This window comes from Frateuria sp. sgz306004 (assembly GCF_057750885.1).
This window is the reverse complement of record NZ_JBYLFE010000004.1, coordinates 132,350-149,392: the sequence shown is the minus strand read 5'-3', so window position 1 is coordinate 149,392 and position 17,043 is coordinate 132,350. Positions and strand designations below refer to the sequence as shown.

Genomic DNA, 17,043 nt, shown 5'->3' with positions numbered 1-17,043 from the left:
TACTCAGGGTTCAGCGCGCTTGGTCAGGCGCCGACGGATGCGCGCAATGAAGTCCTCCATCGAATCGGCCTGCTCGATGCCATAGCGCGCCACCGTGGCGTCCACGTTGCCCTTGCGCCAGAAGCCCTCGGGACAGAACACGATGAGCTTGCCCGAGCGCGCGTGCAGGCCCAGCTCCAACAAGCTCACCGGACTCTGTGAGCCCGGCGCCAGGTACATGGCGATCACGTCGGCGCGATCCAGCGCCGCGAGCTCCCAATTCACCTGCTCGGCAAAATGAGCGTCAGTCAGCTCGGGCTTCCATGCGCTGTTCCAGTCGGTGCGACGCGGATTGAGGACCACCACGTCGCTGGACGAGAGCCCCGCGATCACCTGCTGCTGCCAATCGCCGGCCTTACCCATGTCGATGCTACCCGCCAGAAACAAGGTAGGCCGCGCGTCATGCGCGATCGCCTGCGGCGACACCACTACCGTCACCGAAGAAGCCAGCGCGCAAGGGCTGGCGAGGCAGGCGGCCAGCAGTAGCCGGCGGACAAACGTGTGCATGCGAACCGGCCCCCGGGAACAAGCTTTCGATCATGCCATAGCGCCAGCTTCAACCTTGGGTTAAAGATGCTTTTCCCATTCGTACACGCTGCTGTGCCTTGCCTGCCGTCAACATAGACCCATTCAGCTCCTCTCCGACACACATCGAGGTTTTCATGGAATACCGGCATTTGGGCGCATCGGGCTTCAAGGTACCGGTGCTCAGCTTTGGCACGGGCACGTTCGGCGGCAAGGGTGAGTTCTTCGGCGCCTGGGGCAACACCGATGTCGCCGAGGCCAAGCGCCTGGTGGACATCTGCCTTGAGGCAGGGCTCACCATGTTCGACAGCGCCGACATCTACTCCGACGGCGCCGCCGAGTCCGTGCTTGGCGAGGCGATCAAGGGGCGGCGCGACCGCGTGCTCATCTCCACCAAGTCCACCTTCCGCGCCGGCGACGACGCCAATGCCGTGGGCTCTTCGCGCTACCACCTGCTCAACTCGGTGGACGCGGCACTCAAGCGCCTGGGCACCGACTACATCGACCTGTTCCAGTTGCACGGCTTTGACGCCATGACGCCCGTGGAAGAAACGCTTTCCACGCTGGACGACCTGGTGCGCGCAGGCAAGATCCGCTACGTGGGCGTGTCCAACTTCTCCGGCTGGCACTTGATGAAGTCGCTGGCCGCGGCCGATCGCTACGGCTACCCGCGCTATGTCGCCAACCAGACCTATTACTCCCTGATTGGCCGCGACTACGAATGGGAGCTGATGCCGTTGGGCCAGGATCAGGGCGTGGGCGCCGTGGTATGGAGCCCGCTGGGCTGGGGGCGCCTCACCGGCAAACTGCGTCGCGGCGCACCGCTGCCCGCGCAAAGCCGCCTGCACGCCACCGCCGACAAGGGGCCGCCGATCGAGAACGAATACCTCTATCGCGTCGTCGACGCACTCGACGAAGTGGCCGCCGAAACCGGCAAGAGCGTGCCGCAGGTCGCGCTCAACTGGCTGCTGCAACGCCCCACCGTCTCCACCGTGGTGATCGGCGCGCGCAACGAGGAACAACTGCGCCAGAACCTCGGTGCCGTAGGCTGGAACCTCACCAAGGAACACGTCGCCAAGCTCGACGCCGCCAGCGCCCTGCCGCCTGCCTATCCATACTGGCATCAGCGCGGCTTCGCCGAACGCAATCCGCCGCCGGTTTGACGTTCAACGCACCACAAAAAAGGGCTGCCCTGAGGCAGCCCTTTTTTCTTTAGGCACGCCGCGCGAACGCGACGAAATCAGCCCGCGCTGAGCGCGCTATCCACCATCGCTTGCGCTTCCTCCAGCAACTGGCGCAGGTGCGCTTCGTCTTTGAAGCTTTCGGCGTAGATCTTGTAGATGTCTTCGGTACCGGAGGGGCGCGCAGCGAACCATCCGTTGGCCGAGGCCACTTTGATGCCGCCGATGGCGGCGTTATTGCCTGGTGCGCGATCGAGCACGTGCTCGATCTTCTCGCCCGCCAGCTGGGTGCTCTTGACCTGTTCGGGCGAAAGCTTGGAGAGGCGCGCTTTCTGCTCCGCATTGGCCGGTGCGTCCACGCGCTCGGACACCGGGCGGCCCAGTTCGTCGGTCATGCGGCGATACAGCTCGCCCGGGTCGCGGCCGGTGCGCGCGGTGATCTCGGCGGACATCAGCGCGGCGGCGATGCCGTCCTTGTCGGTGCTCCACACGCCGCCATCGCGACGCAGGAACGACGCGCCCGCGCTCTCCTCGCCACCGAAGCCCAGCGAGCCGTCGAACAAGCCATCGACAAACCACTTGAAGCCGACCGGCACTTCGTACAGGCGGCGACCCTGGCGCTTGGCCACGCGGTCGATCAATGCGCTGCTCACCAGGGTTTTGCCCACGGCGGCGTCGCTGCGCCACTGCGGTCGATGACTGAACAGGTAGTCCACCATCACCGACAGATAGTGATTGGGCAGCAACAAACCGCTGCTGCGCGTGACAATGCCGTGGCGGTCGTGATCGGTATCGCAGGCGAAGGCCACGTCGTACTGATCGCGCAGTTCGATCAGGCGCTGCATGGCATGCGCGGAGGAAGGATCCATGCGGATCTTGCCGTCCCAATCCACGCTCATGAAGCCGAAGGTGTGATCCACCTCGTCGCTCACTACGGTGAGGTCGATGCCGTAGCGCTCGGCAATGGGCGCCCAGTAATGCACACCCGACCCACCCAGCGGATCAACGCCCAGGTGCACGCCGCTGCCGCGAATGGCATCGAAGTCGATCACGTTGCCCAGGTCGCCCACGTAGGCGGCGATGAAATCGTGTTCGTGCGTGGTGGACGCGCGCAGCGCCTGCGCGAACGGTACACGACGCACCTCGCGCAAGCCGCCTTCGATCAAGGCGTTGGCGCGCTTCTGGATCCAGCCCGTCACATCGGTGTCGGCCGGGCCGCCATTGGGCGGGTTGTATTTGAAGCCGCCACCATCCGGCGGGTTATGCGACGGCGTCACCACGATGCCGTCGGCAAGGCCCGTGCTGCGCCCACGGTTGTAGGTGAGAATGGCGTGCGAGATCGCGGGCGTGGGCGTGTATTGGCCGCCTTTGGCGATCAGAGTCTGCACACCGTTAGCGGCCAACACCTCCAGCGCGCTTTCGAAGGCCGGTTGCGAGAGTGCATGGGTGTCGATGCCGATATACAACGGGCCATCGATGCCTTGCGCCGCGCGGTACTCGCAGATGGCTTGCGTGATGGCCAGCACGTGCCATTCGTTGAAGCTGCGCTCGAACGAACTGCCGCGATGGCCGGACGTACCGAACGCCACGCGCTGCGACGGCACGGCCGTATCCGGGCGAAGATCCGCATAAGCCGCACGCAGGCTGCCCACGTCCACCCGCATTGAGGCCGGGGCTTGCTTGCCCGCCAAGGGGCTAAGGCGCGCGCTCACTGGAACACCCCGCGACAACGATGGGAACGGAAACGGGTTGCGGTCTTCATGCGCGGGCGAGCTCCACTACGGCGAAAGTCGTCTATTGACCCTCGCGCCTCGTGGCAGTGTCAAGAGCGCACGTTCCAAGCCGATGCACCGCGACAAGCGAGCGTTCACGTGCCCGCGTCAGCGCAACTGGCTGTCCTTGCTGCCACGCCGGTTGTAGCCGCTGAAAGCGGCTTCTTCCTGGTCATGCGCCGTCTGGCATGCGATACACAGGCGCACGCCAGGCACCGCGTCGCGGCGAGCCTGCGGAATGGCCGCGTCGCATTCCTCGCAATGCTCGAGCCCGGGGCCCTTTTGCAGGCGACTGCGCGCCCGCTTCACCGCGTCGTCCACGGTGGCATCGATCTGGTCTTGTACGGCGCCGTCGCCGGCCCAGCCGGTGGCCATGGTTACCTCCCGATCCGCGTTGGCGCGCCCCGAGGGCGTCGCTTTTACTGGGGCGGATGCCGCCCAGCTTGCCAGAGATGGGGGCGGCCTGTCGGGTTTTCACGCCGGCCGGGTGGGCGCGTCACAGCGGCGGTTAGGTGAGCGCTCAGAAGCGCTTGTGCAGGAAATAGCGCGCGCTACCCAGGGGGTGGTCGGTGATTTCGCCAAATACGCGATAACCGAGCTTTTCGTAGAAACCGCGCGCCTGGAACGCGAACGTATCCAGCCAGGCACCCACGCAGCCGCGCGAGCGGGCAATGTCTTCGGCGCGAAACAGCAAGGCGCTACCCACATCCTGCCCGCGCATGGATTCAGGCACGGCGAGCAGGTCGATATGCAGCCAGTCCAGCGCCGTCTCGCCCCACAGGCCGCCCACGGTTTCGCCGGTTTCGTTGCGCAGTGCCAGCACCAGCGGCTGGATATCCAGCGAGGGGACCCGGCTCAGGTCGTAGCTGCGCAAAGGCGCGGCGATGGCCTCGCGATCGGCCCGGGTGGGCTCGGCCACTTCAGCCAAATGGAAGGAGCGGACCCTGCTGTCCATTACTGCGTCCCGTGCTTGTCCGTCGAGGCCTGCTTGTTGTCGTCGGCATGGATTTGCGCGACATCGCTGCTGCCATCGAATCCGCCGCCCAGCGCCTCGACGAGACGCACAGAGATATCGGCCTGCTGACTTTCGAGCAAGGCCAGGCGCTGCTGCGCCGCGAGCAGTGCCTGACGGCTGGTGAGCGGCGTGAGCGGCCCCTTGAGGCCGCCCTTATAGGCCTTCATGGCGTCGTCCCAACTCTTTTGGGCATCGTCCACCGCGCGCTTTTCCAGCGCGATCTGCTCGCGCACGGAGGCCAGCGCGGACACCTGATCCGCCACCTCGTTCAAGGCGCCGATCAGCAGCCCGTTATAGCGCGCCACCAGGGCGTCGTAGTCGGCGTCGGCGATAGCCAGGTGCGCGCGGCGACGACCGCCATCGAAGATCGGCAGGCTCAGCGCCGGGCCGAACGCGTAGGTACGCGCCGGCAGTTGCAGCACGTTGGTGCTGCCACCCACAGCAATCACGCCTGCCATGGCACTCAGGCTGAGATTGGGCAGGAACTCGGTCTTGGCAGCCTTGATGTCCTTGTTGGCGGCTTCGATTTCCCAACGCGCGGCAACCAGGTCGGCACGACGACCGATCAGGCCCACCGACAGTTTGTCGGGCAACACGGCCGGGCCACGGTCCGCCAGATGCGGGCGCTCGATCGAGAGGCCACGATCCGGCCCCTGCCCCAGCAAGACCGACAAGCTGCTGCGCGCAGCATCGATAGCACGATCGGCGGCGACCTTCTGCTGCTCGGCGCTGGCGACCTGCGAGTCGGCCAGGTGCTGCTGCTGAGGCGTGCCCAGGCCACCTTCGACCAGACGACGGGTGACGTCCAGCGACTGCGAGGCGCGCTTGAGCTCGGCCTCGGCCACATCCTGTTGGGCAAAGGCATAGCTCAGGCGTACATAGGCACGCGCCACATTCACCGACAACTCGATGCGGGCGGCGTGGGCATCGATCTGCGCGGCGCGGCTGCGGCCGAGCGCGGCTTCCCACGCATCGCGCTTGCCGCCCCACAGGTCGATATCCCAGGAGAAGCCTGCCGTCAGCGACTTGCTCCAGGCGAAGCTACCGAGCGCGTACTCCGGATAGATGGGGTCCTTGCTGGACAAACGCGCGCCGGTGATCGAGGCATCGAGCTGGGCTACCGGTTGGCGCCCCGCGTTGAGGCTATCCGCCACGGACTGCGCCTGGCGTGCGCGCGCCTGCGCCTGGTCCAGGCTGGGGTTGTTCTTGAGCGCCTCGTCGATCAGCGCGGTGAGCTGCGGGTCGCCGTAACCCACCCACCAATCCTGCGTGGGCCATGCCGTGGGGCTCAGCGCCACATCGGCCAGGCTGCGCTCGGACTTGAGCTGGGCCGCATCGGTCAGCTTGCCCGTGGTGTGCAAGCCACGACTGGTGGCGCAACCAGCCAGGGCGGTACTGAGGGCAACGGCAACGAACAGTGCGGTGGAGCGCATGGCGGGATCATCCGGGCGAAAGCGTCAGGCAACGACGGTAGGCGGCGTGGCGTCGAGGCCGAGTAGTGAGCGCAAGGCGCTGTGCTTGGCGGGGCGTCGTCGCCTGGCCCGGGGCGGCCTGGCTGGGAAACGGGAGATTACAGATATGTATTATAGCCTCGGCAAGTTTTTTTCGCATCGCGGGTAGGCACCCGTCCAGCCGCAGACATCTCAGACCTTGGTCGGATACCGCCTCTCCCGATGCCCTTCCACGTACGGCCCAGCCCCTGCCCCGTGCTTTCGAACGGACGGCGCCCTATCCACGGCGGTTGAAAAATGCGGCCTGCTCACGCGAAATGGGGCGCGTTACCCAGTGCCAGCCGCCCACTTCCAACTCTCGCGCAACGGAGTGTCGATCCATGTCCCGTGTGTCCTTTGCCAGCGTGGTTTCCACCGACGCCAACTTCCTGCACCACATCCACGCCGGGCACTTCCCCATGGATACGGACGAACCGGCCAAGCTCGGCGGGCAAGGCGCCGGACCGGCGCCGTTCGACTATTACCTGGCCTCGCTCGCGGCCTGCACGGCCATCACGCTGCGCATGTATGCCCAGCACAAGGGCTGGGACCTGGGGGAATTCAGGGCCGAGCTGGAACTCACGCGTGACGACGACGGCGCCCTGCACGTGCACCGCACCCTGCATGCCAGCGCGGACCTGAGCGATGAACAGTGGCAGCGCCTGCTGGAAGTCGTGGCCAATACGCCTGTGACCAAGGCCATGCGGGAGGGCGTGGACATTTCCAGCGTTCGCGGCACCCTGGCGCCCACCGGCTGAGTGCCAGGATGGCGCGCTCAGTACGCCGGCACGCCACCCAGCGCGCCCGCAAGGGCGCGATGCCCACGGGAGGCTTCAGCCATTTCGTCCATTTGCCGGCGGGCCTCGCGTATCTGCAATTCGCCGGCCGGATGCCGGCGCAACTGGGCACGAAGCAGTTCGATTTCCTGCTGCAGCAGCGAGTTCTGTTCCAGCAACTCATCGCATGCGCGGGTAAGCAGATCGTTTTCGCGTTCCCATTCCATGACACCGCCGCCTTATCGCCGGTGAAGGGCTATCCAAGCTGCCTTGGGCACCGTTAAGCCACCGTGACCCTTTGGCTAAGGATTTCGCCGCGCATTCATGGAAACGGAACCCGGGGCCACCCGCCTCGGGGAGACATGCGACTCAATGGCACACCAGCACGGGTACATCGCAGCTCAGCATGACCTTATGGGTCACGCTGCCAATCAGTAACCGCTCCATGCCGTGATGCCCCTGCGAGGACATCACGATCAAGTCGCAATGATGCTTGGCGGCCGCGGCCACGATGGCAACATAAGGGCGCAAGTCGAACACGTACTCCGTTTCGCAGGGCACACCGGCGACGCGGGCGCGCTCGGAAACCTCGCCCAGGTAGCTCGCCGCGCGCTCCTTCGCCATGTCGCTATAGCAACCCTTGGCCTGTATCAACTCCGATACAAAGGACACCGCGGGCAGCGGCGGCATGACGTGCACCGCATAAACCCGTGCCTTGAGCTTTTGCGCCAGCTCAATGCCCGTATCGACGGCCCTGAGGGCCTGTTCTGACCCATCAACCGGTAGAAGAATGCGCTCGAACATGGCTTGGCCTCCCATGGCGGAACCCGCCTCCCGTGGTGCTCGCGGCAGCTCGCGCGACGCACCGACATGATGGCGAACGCCATGTCGCGGTTTATTGATCCAAGCCAGTAAACCGCATGCCCCCGGCGCTACCTTGGATGCGAGCGAGGCGTCTCATGACAACCGTTGCACACGGGATGCGCCAGGCTCGGAAACGCGGGCCGTTCGCCCGCGCTGACGACACCCACAAGGAAGCGTATGTACAAGCACATCCTCCTCCCCATCGATGGCTCCGAGCTCTCCATGCGTGCGGCACAGTCGGGCATGGAGCTGGCCAAGCTGAGCCAGGCCAAGGTATCGGCCATCCATGTGATCTCGCCCTTTCACAACATCGCCTACATGGGCTCCATCCTGGCCGCCTCCGAAATCGTCTACAACAAAGAGGCGCAGGAGAACGCCGAACGCTACCTCGCCCAGGTCAAGGCGCTGGCCGAGGCCGCGGGCGTGACCTTCGAAGGCGAGGCCGTGTTCGGCGAACAACCGTTCGAGGTGATCGTGCAGGCCATCAAGGACAAGCAGTGCGACCTGGTGGTGATGGGCTCTCACGGCTGGCGCGGCATGACGCGACTGCTGCTGGGCAGCGAAACGCAAAAGGTGTTGTTGCGCAGCGATGTGCCCGTGCTGGTCTGTCATTGAGAGACATTCACCATGGCCAGCATACCTGCGCACACCAGCCACTCCCCCGGAGCCCCCGCGACCATGAACGCCTCTTCCGGTGCACCATCCGACATACTGGCCCTGGTCACTTCTGTCACGCCCTGGAGCCCGGCGGCGCAGGTGGCGACGTCCTTGGCCGCGACCTTCGGCGCCAACCTTAGCGGCTGCTATGTCGACAGCTCGCTGCGCATGCTGCACGGCGGCGAAGCCGAACCATCGGTGCTTGCCTTGCTACTGGACGTGCCTGAGGAAAACGACGACGACCGCGACGCCTTTGCCGCGTACGGCCGCCAGGCTGGCGTACCGCACGCACACTGGATGGTGACGCGCGCCGGCATCGCCCCCACCCTGCGCCAACTCAGCGCCTGGCACGATTTGGTGGTGGTCGAGCGCGACATGGTGGAGGAGAGCATCCTTTTCGAGGTATTGGGCGAAGCGCTACTGATGTGTCGCGCACCGAGCCTGCTGCTGCCGAGCCACTGGCATGGGGGTGTCGCCTTCAAGCGCGTCGCCATTGCCTGGAACGGTTCGCTGGAATCGGTGCGCGCGATCCATTCCGCACTGCCCTTCCTCCTTCGCGCCGACGATGTGCTGCTGATCGATGGCGAAGCCCCGGCGTACGAGGATGACCAAGAGCGCGCCCCGCATTTCGATCCCGTGATTTACCTTGGCAATCACGGCGTGCATGTGCACACCCACCGCCTGCAGGTGACACCACGCGAGGCCGGTGCCGCACTACTGCGCGACGTCGAGCAGGCCAAGGCGGAACTTTTGGTCATGGGCGCTTACGGTCACTCGCGCGTTCGCGAGCGCGTGCTGGGCGGCGCCACCCGTTACGTGCTTCAGCATGCGCAGTTGCCCATCCTGATGCAGCACTGAACCAAGAACCACGCCAAGGACCGAGCATGCGCCCCAGCATGATGTATAGCGCCCACGGAGCGGCCAAGCAGGTCACCGGATCGTGTCACCTCGTGCAATGCGGCGAGCGACGGGTGCTGATCGATTGCGGCATGTTCCAGGGCCGCCGCGAAGAGGAACAGGCCAACACCGAACCGTTCGGCTTCGACCCCAAGACCGTCGATGCCTTGCTGTTGACCCATGCTCACCTGGATCACTGCGGACGCATTCCACGGCTGGTGCGCGCGGGCTTTCGCGGGCCGATCATCTGCACGTCCGCCACGCGCGAGCTCGCCCGCATCGTGTTGCTGGATGCCGCCCGCCTCCAGGAAGAAGAAGCGATCCGCAACGAGCGCAGCGGTCGGCGACGCGGCGAAGCCGTGCCGGAACCCATCTCCACGCTGGACGATGCCTTTCGCGCACTGGACCAGTTCACCACACCGGTCGATTACGGCAAGACCACCCAGGTAACCACCGGCATCACCGCCGAATTCATCGACGCCGGCCATATCCTCGGCTCGGCCAGCATCCTGTTGCGACTGGACGACGGTAGCCAGCAACGCAGCATCGTGTTCTCCGGCGACCTGGGCAGCTCGGGTCGTCCGATCCTGCGCGATCCCACGCCGGCGCCGCCGGCCGACTATGTGGTGATGGAAACCACTTATGGCGACCGCGATCACCGCACCCTGCCCGACTCCATCGACGAACTCTTCGACGCGGTGAGCCATACGCTCGGTCGCGGCGGCAGCGTGATCATCCCCACCTTTGCGCTGGAACGTGCGCAAGAGGTCTTGTACTACCTGCACCAAGGTTTGCAGCAAGGCCGCATTCCCGCCGGCACGCCGGTATTCCTCGACTCGCCCATGGCCATCTCCGCCACCGAAGTATTCCGCCGGCACCCAGAATGCTTCGACAAGGAGTTCGCCGAGCAATTGCTCAAGGAAGATCCGTTCTCCATGCCGAACCTGCGCTTTTCGCGCGAGACGGGCGACTCCATGGCGATCAATCGCATCGAAGGCGGCGCGATCATCATGGCCGGTTCGGGCATGTGCAATGGCGGACGTGTGCGACACCACCTGCGACACAACCTGTGGCGCGACAAGAGCGGCATCGTGTTCGTCGGCTACGCTGCCGTGGGCACGCTGGCCCGGCGCATCATCGATGGCGCTCGGCGCGTGTCGATCTTCGGTGAAGATATCGCCGTCAACGCACGCATCTGGACCATCAACGGCTTCAGCGCCCACGCCGGTCGCGAGGAACTGCTCGACTGGCTCGGCCCTTACCCGCGCCGCGGCGTGCTGCTGGTGCACGGCGAATACGAGCACGGTATGAAAGCCATGGAGGAATGCCTAGCCGCGCGCGGCGTCACCACGCGCCTGCCAGGCATGCACGAGCCCATCCTGCTGGACTGATCGACCGTCGTCGGCCACAAGATCAATGGAAGTCGCGCGAGCGGCTATCGAGCGAACCCAGCAGCTCGCTCAAGTCCATCAGACGGTGTGCGATCAGATGGCTCACGCCATCCACCTGCTCCCATTTGCCATCCACGGCCAGCAGGCGCGACTCCAGGAAGATGCGACGCTGGCGCTCGGCCACATGACTCCACACCACTACGTTGATGGGGCCGAACTCATCCTCGATGGTGATAAAGGTGACACCGCTGGCTGTTTGCGGACGTTGCCGCTGCGTGACCAGGCCGGCCGCACGCACCAGGCTGGCATGCGGCCTGGCGTTTAGCGTGCGCGAATCCTCGCAGCGCGCGGCGCGCAGGCGAGCACGAATCTGTTGCAGGGGATGCGGCCCCAGCGTGAGGCCCGTGCGCGCGTAATCGGCCAGGGTGTTTTCCGCTTGCGATGGCGGCGGCAAGGCCACCTCTTCCTCCACCGGGCTGGTGTGCCCGAACAAGGGCAGTTGCGGCTCGATGCCGGCAATGGCCCAGCGCGCGCGATGGCGATGCCCCGCCAGGCCACGCAGTGCATCCGCCTCGGCAAGGGCTTCCTGCTGGTGTCGATTCAATTGCGCCCGAGCGCACAGGTCGGCCACGTCGACAAAGGCAAAGCGGGCGCGTTCGGCGGTGATGCGCAACGCCACCTCTTCGCGGCAGCCGCGCACCTGACGAAACCCCAGCCGCAGCGCAAAGCCGCCGCGCGAAGCGGTATCCGGCTCCAGGGTGTTGTCCCAGTGACTATGCCGCACGTCCACCGGGCGCACCTTGATGCCATGGCGCTGCGCGTCCTGCACGATCTGGCTGGGGCCGTAGAAACCCATGGGCTGCGCATTGAGCAAGGCGCACAGAAAGGTGGCGCGGTAGTGGCACTTGAGCCAGCAGCTGGCGTACACCAACAAGGCAAAGCTGGCCGCATGGCTTTCGGGAAACCCATAGGAGCCAAACCCCTTGATCTGCTCGAACAGGCGCGCGGCAAACTCCTGGGTAAAGCCGTTCTTGAGCATGCCGTCCATCAGGCGGCGGCGATGGATTTCCATATCGCCGTTGCGGCGCCATGCCGCCATCGAGCGGCGCAACTGGTCCGCTTCGCCCGGCGTGTAATCGGCCGCCTCGATGGCGAGCTTCATCACCTGCTCCTGGAACAGCGGCACGCCCAGGGTTCGCTCGAACACGCTGCGCAACTTTTCCGAGGGATACGTCACCGCCTCCTCGCCACGCTTGCGGCGCAGATAGGGGTGCACCATGTCGCCCTGGATGGGGCCCGGACGCACGATCGCCACCTGGATCACCAGGTCGTAGAAATTCTCCGGGCGATGCCTCGGCAACATCGCCATCTGCGCGCGCGATTCGATCTGGAACACGCCCACGGTATCGGCGCGCTGGATCAGCTGGTAAGTGGCCAGGTCTTCCGGCGGAATGCTCGCCAACGTCAGGTCGCGACCGTGATGCGTGCGCAACATGTCCAGGCATTTGCGGATGCAGGTGAGCATGCCCAGCGCCAGGCAATCCACCTTGAGCAGGCGCATGGTGTCCAGGTCGTCCTTGTCCCACTGGATGATGGTGCGGTCGGGCATGGCCGCGTTTTCCACCGGCACCAGGTGCGACAGGGGCTGATCGGAGATCACGAAGCCGCCCACGTGCTGGGAGAGATGGCGCGGAAAATTCTGCAGCTCCGCCGTCAGCACCAATACGCGCCGCAGCAGCGGGCTGTCCGGGTCGAAACCGCGCTCGCGCAGGCGCTCTTCCACCGGGTCGTCACCGTCCTGCCAGGCGAACGTGCGCGAGAGCAGGTCGATCTGGTCCGCCGGCAGGCCCAGCGCGCGGGCCACGTCGCGCACGGCGCTGCGACCGCGATAGCAAATGACGGTGGCGGCCAGCGCGGCGCGTTCGCGCCCATATTTTTCGTAGATGTGCTGGATCACCTCCTCGCGCCGCTCGTGCTCGAAATCGATGTCGATATCGGGCGGCTCGTCGCGCTCGGCGGAGATGAAGCGCTCCACCAGCAGGACGGTCTTGTCCGGGTCCACCGCGGTCACGCCCAGGGCGTAGCAGACCGCCGAATTGGCCGCCGAACCGCGCCCCTGGCAGAGAATGCCCCGGCTGCGCGCGAAGTTGACGATCTCCTGCACGGTGAGGAAATACGACTCGTACTTGAGCTGTGCAATCAAAGCCAGCTCGTGCTCCACCTGCGCGCGCACCTTGCTCGGCGTGCCTTGCGGCCAGCGTGTGCGCAGCCCTTCTTCGGTCAGCTGGCGCAGCCACTCGGTGGCGGAGTAGCCCTCGGGCACCAGCTCCGCGGGGTAGCGGTATTGCAGGTCGGTCATGGCGAAGCGGCAGCGCTCGGCTATGCGCACACTCTCGGCCATCAACGCGGGCGGGTAGATCGCCGACAAGGCCTCGCGCGTGCGCAGGTGTCGCTCGCCGTTGGGAAACAGCACGCCGCCGGCCTCCGCCACGGTGCAGTGATGGCGCAGCGCGGTCATCACGTCCTGTAGCGCACGGCGGCGACGCACGTGCATGTGCACATCACCCGCCGCCACCATGGGCAAGGCCAGGGCCTGCGCAAGGGCTTCCAGCGTCGCGAGGCGGCGCGCGTCGTCCGGGCCATGATGCAGCTCCACGGCCAGCCACAGACGCGCTTCGAAACGCTGACGCAGCCAGGCGCCGTGTTCTTCCAGCGGCGCTGCCTCCGGCAGCCACAAGGCCAGCGTGCCCGGCAGGCCATCGGCGAAATCCGCACGCGTCACCCGATAGACGCCCTTCTCCGCACTGCGCCGTCCGCGCGTGATCAGCGCGCACAGCGCGGTGTAGCCGGCCAGGTTTTCGCACAGCAACACCAGCTTGGGCCCCTGCTCCACCTGGAACTCGGCGCCCACGATCAACGCCACGCCGGTATCGCGCGATGCCTCGTAGGCACGCACGATACCGGCCAGGGAGCACTCGTCGGTGATCGCCAGCGCGCGATAGCCGCATGCCTTGGCCCGCTCGAACAATTCCTGCGCGCTGGATGCGCCGCGCTGAAAGGAAAAATTCGACAGGCAATGCAGCTCGGCGTAATCGTTCATGCGAACCACCCGTGCAACATCCAGGCACCGTGTTCGCCCGGCACGCAATACACCCACGCGCACTGGCCATGCGCACTGCGCGCCACGTAGTAATCGCGACGCAGGTCACCGCCATCCCACCAGCCGCTTTCGATGCGCTCGGGGCCCGCCAGCAATTCCGGCGGCGGACCACGCCAGGGGCGCGGCGCATCGAGCAACCAGGTGGGGCGCGGCAGGTTCGGCAGTTGCGATGGCCGCTCGCCCGGCTCGGTGGTCTGCGCGCATTCCGGGCGCGGATCGACCGTGCGCCGCCAATGCTGGATCGCGCCTTCGCCCAGGCGCGCGCGCAGGCGTTCGCGCAATTGCTCCAGCGGCATGGCGTGGGCGGGTCGGGTGTCGAACAGGTCGCGACCGGCGGGCACGAACGGCGGTAGCTCCCTCGCCACCAGGCGCATGGCCAGCACGGGCTGGGTCAGGGTTTGCCGCTCCAGCCGCCCGCGCGCGCAATCGAACAAGAAGGTGGCATCGCGTGCGGCCGCCAGCATGCCCACGCTCACGCAGGTGGGCGGGCCGTGTCGATGCTCCAGTTCCAGCTCGAAACGCTGCACGCCGCCGTCGCGTCCGGCGAGGTAGGTCGCCAGGTCCGAGGTCAGGCGGCGCAAGGGAAACACCAGCGCCTCGACGTGCTCGATCTCGTGCGTCCACTCCATGCGCTGGGCGAAGCTGTCGGGTGGTCGGTAGCTTTCCATCGGGGTGGGCTCGTCGCCGATGAGGCGGTCGAGCAAGGCCAGCAATTCGCCGCCGAAGCGTCGCTGCAAGCCGGCACGCGGCAGGCGCAGCAACTGCCCCAGCGTGCGCACGCCCATCGCCGGCAGCGCCTGCGCCACCTCCACCGGCAAACGCGCCTGCCCGATTGCCACCGGCGCCAGGGCTTCGGGCAAGGCATCGGGCGCGGTCACAGCCAGGCCATCCTGCACGCCGGCCAGCACATAGGCGGCATGCGGCGTGGGCGCCAGCGCGATGCGATGGCGAAAACCCAGCTCCTGCAGATCCGCGCGCAGTTGCGACTCGAAGCGCGGCCACGGGCCGAACAGGTTCAGGCTGCGGCTCACCTCCAGCACCACGGCGTGCGCGAACAGGCCCACTTCGCCGCTGTAGCGGTAAGCCCAGGCGGCCAGCAAGTGATGCCAGCGCCACTCATCCTCGCGCTCGTACTCGACCATGGTGAACTGGCTGAGCAAGGCCTGCGCGGCCACCAGCTTCTGCCCACGATAGATACCCGCCGCGCGCGCCGGCGGATTGGCCGCGTGCACGATGCGAGCCTGCGCGGGCCCGCTTACCAATACCAAGGGTTCGTGCGCACCCTCGCGATGCCGGAGGACACCGTCCAGCGCCAGTTGCGGCAGCAATACACAAGCCCACAGCATGATGCGCGCCTCACGACCAGCCGGCGGCCAACGGCACCGCACTCATGGGCGGGTTGCCGCCACGGCATTTGCGCACGCGCACCTGCAGCGAGGCGCCCGCCTCCAATTCCAGACGCAGCGCGGCCGGCGACGCCTGCACGGCATGGCGACGGTCGCGGAACACGAACGCCAAGGCCTTGCCGGTATCGGCCGCCACCTGCAGGCGACGCAGGGAGCGGTCGTCGGCCTCGTGCGGCCACGCCAGCACCGCCGCGCAACTGCCCGAGCGCAGGCATTGTTCGGCAGCCCACAGCACGTCGCGCTCAGCGGCCTGCACGATATCCACCTGCGCCATGCGCACGCCGCGCGCCTCCCAGCCCGCCACGTAGGGCCGATACGGCGGCGAAATCACCATCACCGGCCGCGATGCGGCCGTGAGCCGCGCCAGCGTGGGCAGCAGCAATTGCAGTTCGCCCACGCCATCGGCCGGCAGCAGGATCTCGGTCAGCGCATGCTCGGGCCAGCCGCCACTGGGCAGCACATCGTCCAACCCCGGCCAGCCGGTGGGCTGGGTGCTGTCCGGCGTGGGCACGGCGCGGCCGTGCCAAACCTGGCGGGCGTGGATCAATGCATCGAGCGCAAGGACCTGGCCCATGCGTCACCACCCTCAGCGCAGGGTGCGCAGGCAACGCGTGACGACACCCCAGATCGACAGGGTTTCGCCGTCACGAAAAACGATCGGCTTGAAGTGCGCGTTCTCCGGCAGCAGCGCCACATGGCCATCCACCTTGCCCAGGCGCTTGATGGTCAATTCGTTGTTGACCACCGCCACCACGATGTCGCCCTGGCGCGGCGCGAGCGCGCGATCCACCAGCACCTCGTCGCGATCGAAAATGCCCGCGCCGATCATCGACCAGCCGGACACGCGAATGATGAAGGTGCTTGGCTCATGCCCCGGCAACACCAGGTGCTCGTTGAGATCGACCACCTCGTCCACGTCGTCCTCGGCCATCGACGGCACGCCGGCCGGCACGCGGCTGAGAAAGGCCGTGAGCCCCACGGTGCTGGGCGTGAGCGACAGCGGACGCGGCGCCTCCAGCGAGGCGCCCGTGCGATAGGCATCCAGATAGGCCAGCACGGTCGGCACCTGGCTCTCCGGCACGCGGATGCGCTGGCTGGGCTCGCCGGCCGGACGACCGGCGCCGGGGCGGCTTCCACCGTGATCTGAGGGAGACATGCGTGGCATCTTGATTACCGGGACAGGAATCAAGATACCACCATCCCCATCTCATGGCGTGAGATACATCGCGCCTTGTCGGCGCACAACGCCAAGCCGTGGTTGACGCTCCCAGCATTTCAAATGAGAATTGTTCTCATTGTTTGCCTGGCATGGCCAAGGCCAAGGAATTCTCCCCTCGTGACCGCCCTTAGTGCCCTCCTGCTGATCATGGCAGGCGCCACCCTGATCTATCTCGCCAGCGCACGACAAGGCCTGCGCCCCCAAGCGCTACCCGCCGCTGCGCGCGTGATTGGCTGGGCCGTCGTCGCCGTGGGCACCGCGCTATGGCTGCACGCGGACGGTACGGGCGCAGGTATCACGGCGGCCTTGAGCACGCTGATGTGCACCTGGGTGCTGCTGCCCTATGCCGCGTGGTGGCGCACGACGCGCAAGGAAACCCCAGCGCCATGATGGCCCGCTGCCTTGCCGGCACCCTGCTTGGCTTTCCCCTTGCCGCCGCCCTGCTGGCGCTCGCCTTGCATTGGCTGCCCGATCACGGGGCGGCGTACGTCATTCCCGCGCTGATCCTGTTCTTTCCACTGTGGACGGCCGTGATGGCCGCCAGCTACCTGTTCCGCAGCGGCGCGCGCGCCTGGCTGTTGCTGGGCCTGGGCAACGCCGCCGTGTATCTCGCGCTGTGGGCCAGCCGAGGCATGGGGGCCTGAGTACAAG

The 17,043-nt window shown here is 66.4% G+C and carries 18 protein-coding genes; 7 read left to right on the top strand and 11 right to left on the bottom strand.

Annotation, left to right across the window (positions count from 1 at the left end; genetic code table 11):
• Positions 1 to 3: 3 nt before the first annotated feature.
• Positions 4 to 546 (bottom strand): nucleoside 2-deoxyribosyltransferase domain-containing protein, encoded by a 543-nt coding sequence (locus AC3G2C_RS09655; protein WP_488384422.1) that lies wholly within the window; start codon positions 544 to 546, stop codon positions 4 to 6.
• A 155-nt stretch (positions 547 to 701) separates the two neighbouring features.
• Between AC3G2C_RS09655 and AC3G2C_RS09650 the strand changes: the two genes are divergently transcribed.
• The gene (locus tag AC3G2C_RS09650; protein WP_488384421.1) at positions 702 to 1,727 is read left to right on the top strand and encodes an aldo/keto reductase; all 1,026 of its coding nucleotides are present in this window, start codon (positions 702 to 704) and stop codon (positions 1,725 to 1,727) included.
• Between the two features lie 77 nt (positions 1,728 to 1,804).
• Here the strand turns inward: AC3G2C_RS09650 and pgm are convergent, their stop codons facing one another.
• The 4 genes from pgm to AC3G2C_RS09630 all read right to left on the bottom strand — a co-directional run bounded on the left by pgm (position 1,805) and on the right by AC3G2C_RS09630 (position 5,965).
• Complete coding sequence (gene pgm / locus AC3G2C_RS09645) at positions 1,805 to 3,457, bottom strand: phosphoglucomutase (alpha-D-glucose-1,6-bisphosphate-dependent) (RefSeq protein WP_488384420.1); 1,653 nt, start codon at positions 3,455 to 3,457, stop codon at positions 1,805 to 1,807.
• Positions 3,458 to 3,625: 168 nt separating this feature from the next.
• Positions 3,626 to 3,892, bottom strand: a complete 267-nt coding sequence (locus AC3G2C_RS09640) for a DksA/TraR family C4-type zinc finger protein (RefSeq protein WP_488384419.1) — start codon at positions 3,890 to 3,892, stop codon at positions 3,626 to 3,628.
• Positions 3,893 to 4,037: 145 nt separating this feature from the next.
• Positions 4,038 to 4,472 carry a GNAT family N-acetyltransferase gene (locus tag AC3G2C_RS09635; protein WP_488384418.1) on the bottom strand — a complete coding sequence of 145 codons (435 nt, stop codon included), beginning with the start codon at positions 4,470 to 4,472 and terminating at the stop codon, positions 4,038 to 4,040.
• Positions 4,472 to 5,965, bottom strand: a complete 1,494-nt coding sequence (locus AC3G2C_RS09630) for an efflux transporter outer membrane subunit (RefSeq protein WP_488384417.1) — start codon at positions 5,963 to 5,965, stop codon at positions 4,472 to 4,474. Before AC3G2C_RS09630 ends, AC3G2C_RS09635 begins: the two co-directional genes overlap by 1 nt.
• A 398-nt stretch (positions 5,966 to 6,363) precedes the next feature.
• Between AC3G2C_RS09630 and AC3G2C_RS09625 the strand changes: the two genes are divergently transcribed.
• Positions 6,364 to 6,780 (top strand): OsmC family protein, encoded by a 417-nt coding sequence (locus AC3G2C_RS09625; RefSeq protein ID WP_488384416.1) that lies wholly within the window; start codon positions 6,364 to 6,366, stop codon positions 6,778 to 6,780.
• 17 nt (positions 6,781 to 6,797) lie between these two features.
• Here the strand turns inward: AC3G2C_RS09625 and AC3G2C_RS09620 are convergent, their stop codons facing one another.
• Positions 6,798 to 7,025, bottom strand: a complete 228-nt coding sequence (locus AC3G2C_RS09620) for a hypothetical protein (RefSeq protein WP_488384415.1) — start codon at positions 7,023 to 7,025, stop codon at positions 6,798 to 6,800.
• Positions 7,026 to 7,167: 142 nt separating this feature from the next.
• The gene (locus tag AC3G2C_RS09615; RefSeq protein ID WP_488384414.1) at positions 7,168 to 7,602 is read right to left on the bottom strand and encodes a universal stress protein; all 435 of its coding nucleotides are present in this window, start codon (positions 7,600 to 7,602) and stop codon (positions 7,168 to 7,170) included.
• Between the two features lie 237 nt (positions 7,603 to 7,839).
• Here AC3G2C_RS09615 and AC3G2C_RS09610 point away from each other — a divergent pair, with 237 nt between their 5' ends.
• The 3 genes from AC3G2C_RS09610 to AC3G2C_RS09600 all read left to right on the top strand — a co-directional run bounded on the left by AC3G2C_RS09610 (position 7,840) and on the right by AC3G2C_RS09600 (position 10,607).
• Positions 7,840 to 8,277 carry a universal stress protein gene (locus tag AC3G2C_RS09610; protein ID WP_488384413.1) on the top strand — a complete coding sequence of 146 codons (438 nt, stop codon included), beginning with the start codon at positions 7,840 to 7,842 and terminating at the stop codon, positions 8,275 to 8,277.
• Positions 8,278 to 8,340: 63 nt separating this feature from the next.
• Entirely contained in the window at positions 8,341 to 9,177 is an 837-nt protein-coding gene (locus AC3G2C_RS09605) for a universal stress protein (protein ID WP_488384412.1), read from the top strand.
• 26 nt (positions 9,178 to 9,203) lie between these two features.
• Complete coding sequence (locus AC3G2C_RS09600) at positions 9,204 to 10,607, top strand: MBL fold metallo-hydrolase (protein WP_488384411.1); 1,404 nt, start codon at positions 9,204 to 9,206, stop codon at positions 10,605 to 10,607.
• Positions 10,608 to 10,629: 22 nt separating this feature from the next.
• Here the strand turns inward: AC3G2C_RS09600 and AC3G2C_RS09595 are convergent, their stop codons facing one another.
• The 4 genes from AC3G2C_RS09595 to AC3G2C_RS09580 are packed head-to-tail and all read right to left on the bottom strand — an operon-like array spanning position 10,630 to position 16,329.
• Positions 10,630 to 13,707, bottom strand: a complete 3,078-nt coding sequence (locus tag AC3G2C_RS09595; RefSeq protein ID WP_488384410.1) for an error-prone DNA polymerase — start codon at positions 13,705 to 13,707, stop codon at positions 10,630 to 10,632.
• Positions 13,704 to 15,113 (bottom strand): Y-family DNA polymerase, encoded by a 1,410-nt coding sequence (locus AC3G2C_RS09590; protein ID WP_488384409.1) that lies wholly within the window; start codon positions 15,111 to 15,113, stop codon positions 13,704 to 13,706. Before AC3G2C_RS09590 ends, AC3G2C_RS09595 begins: the two co-directional genes overlap by 4 nt.
• Before the next feature lie 10 nt (positions 15,114 to 15,123).
• Entirely contained in the window at positions 15,124 to 15,747 is a 624-nt protein-coding gene (imuA, locus tag AC3G2C_RS09585; RefSeq protein ID WP_488384408.1) for a translesion DNA synthesis-associated protein ImuA, read from the bottom strand.
• A 12-nt stretch (positions 15,748 to 15,759) separates the two neighbouring features.
• Positions 15,760 to 16,329, bottom strand: coding sequence for a LexA family protein (locus AC3G2C_RS09580; protein ID WP_488384407.1), 570 nt, complete (start codon positions 16,327 to 16,329; stop codon positions 15,760 to 15,762).
• Between the two features lie 180 nt (positions 16,330 to 16,509).
• Here AC3G2C_RS09580 and AC3G2C_RS09575 point away from each other — a divergent pair, with 180 nt between their 5' ends.
• Positions 16,510 to 16,782 carry a hypothetical protein gene (locus AC3G2C_RS09575; RefSeq protein ID WP_488384406.1) on the top strand — a complete coding sequence of 91 codons (273 nt, stop codon included), beginning with the start codon at positions 16,510 to 16,512 and terminating at the stop codon, positions 16,780 to 16,782.
• Positions 16,779 to 17,036, top strand: a complete 258-nt coding sequence (locus AC3G2C_RS09570; protein ID WP_488384405.1) for a hypothetical protein — start codon at positions 16,779 to 16,781, stop codon at positions 17,034 to 17,036. Before AC3G2C_RS09575 ends, AC3G2C_RS09570 begins: the two co-directional genes overlap by 4 nt.
• Positions 17,037 to 17,043 lie beyond the last annotated feature (7 nt).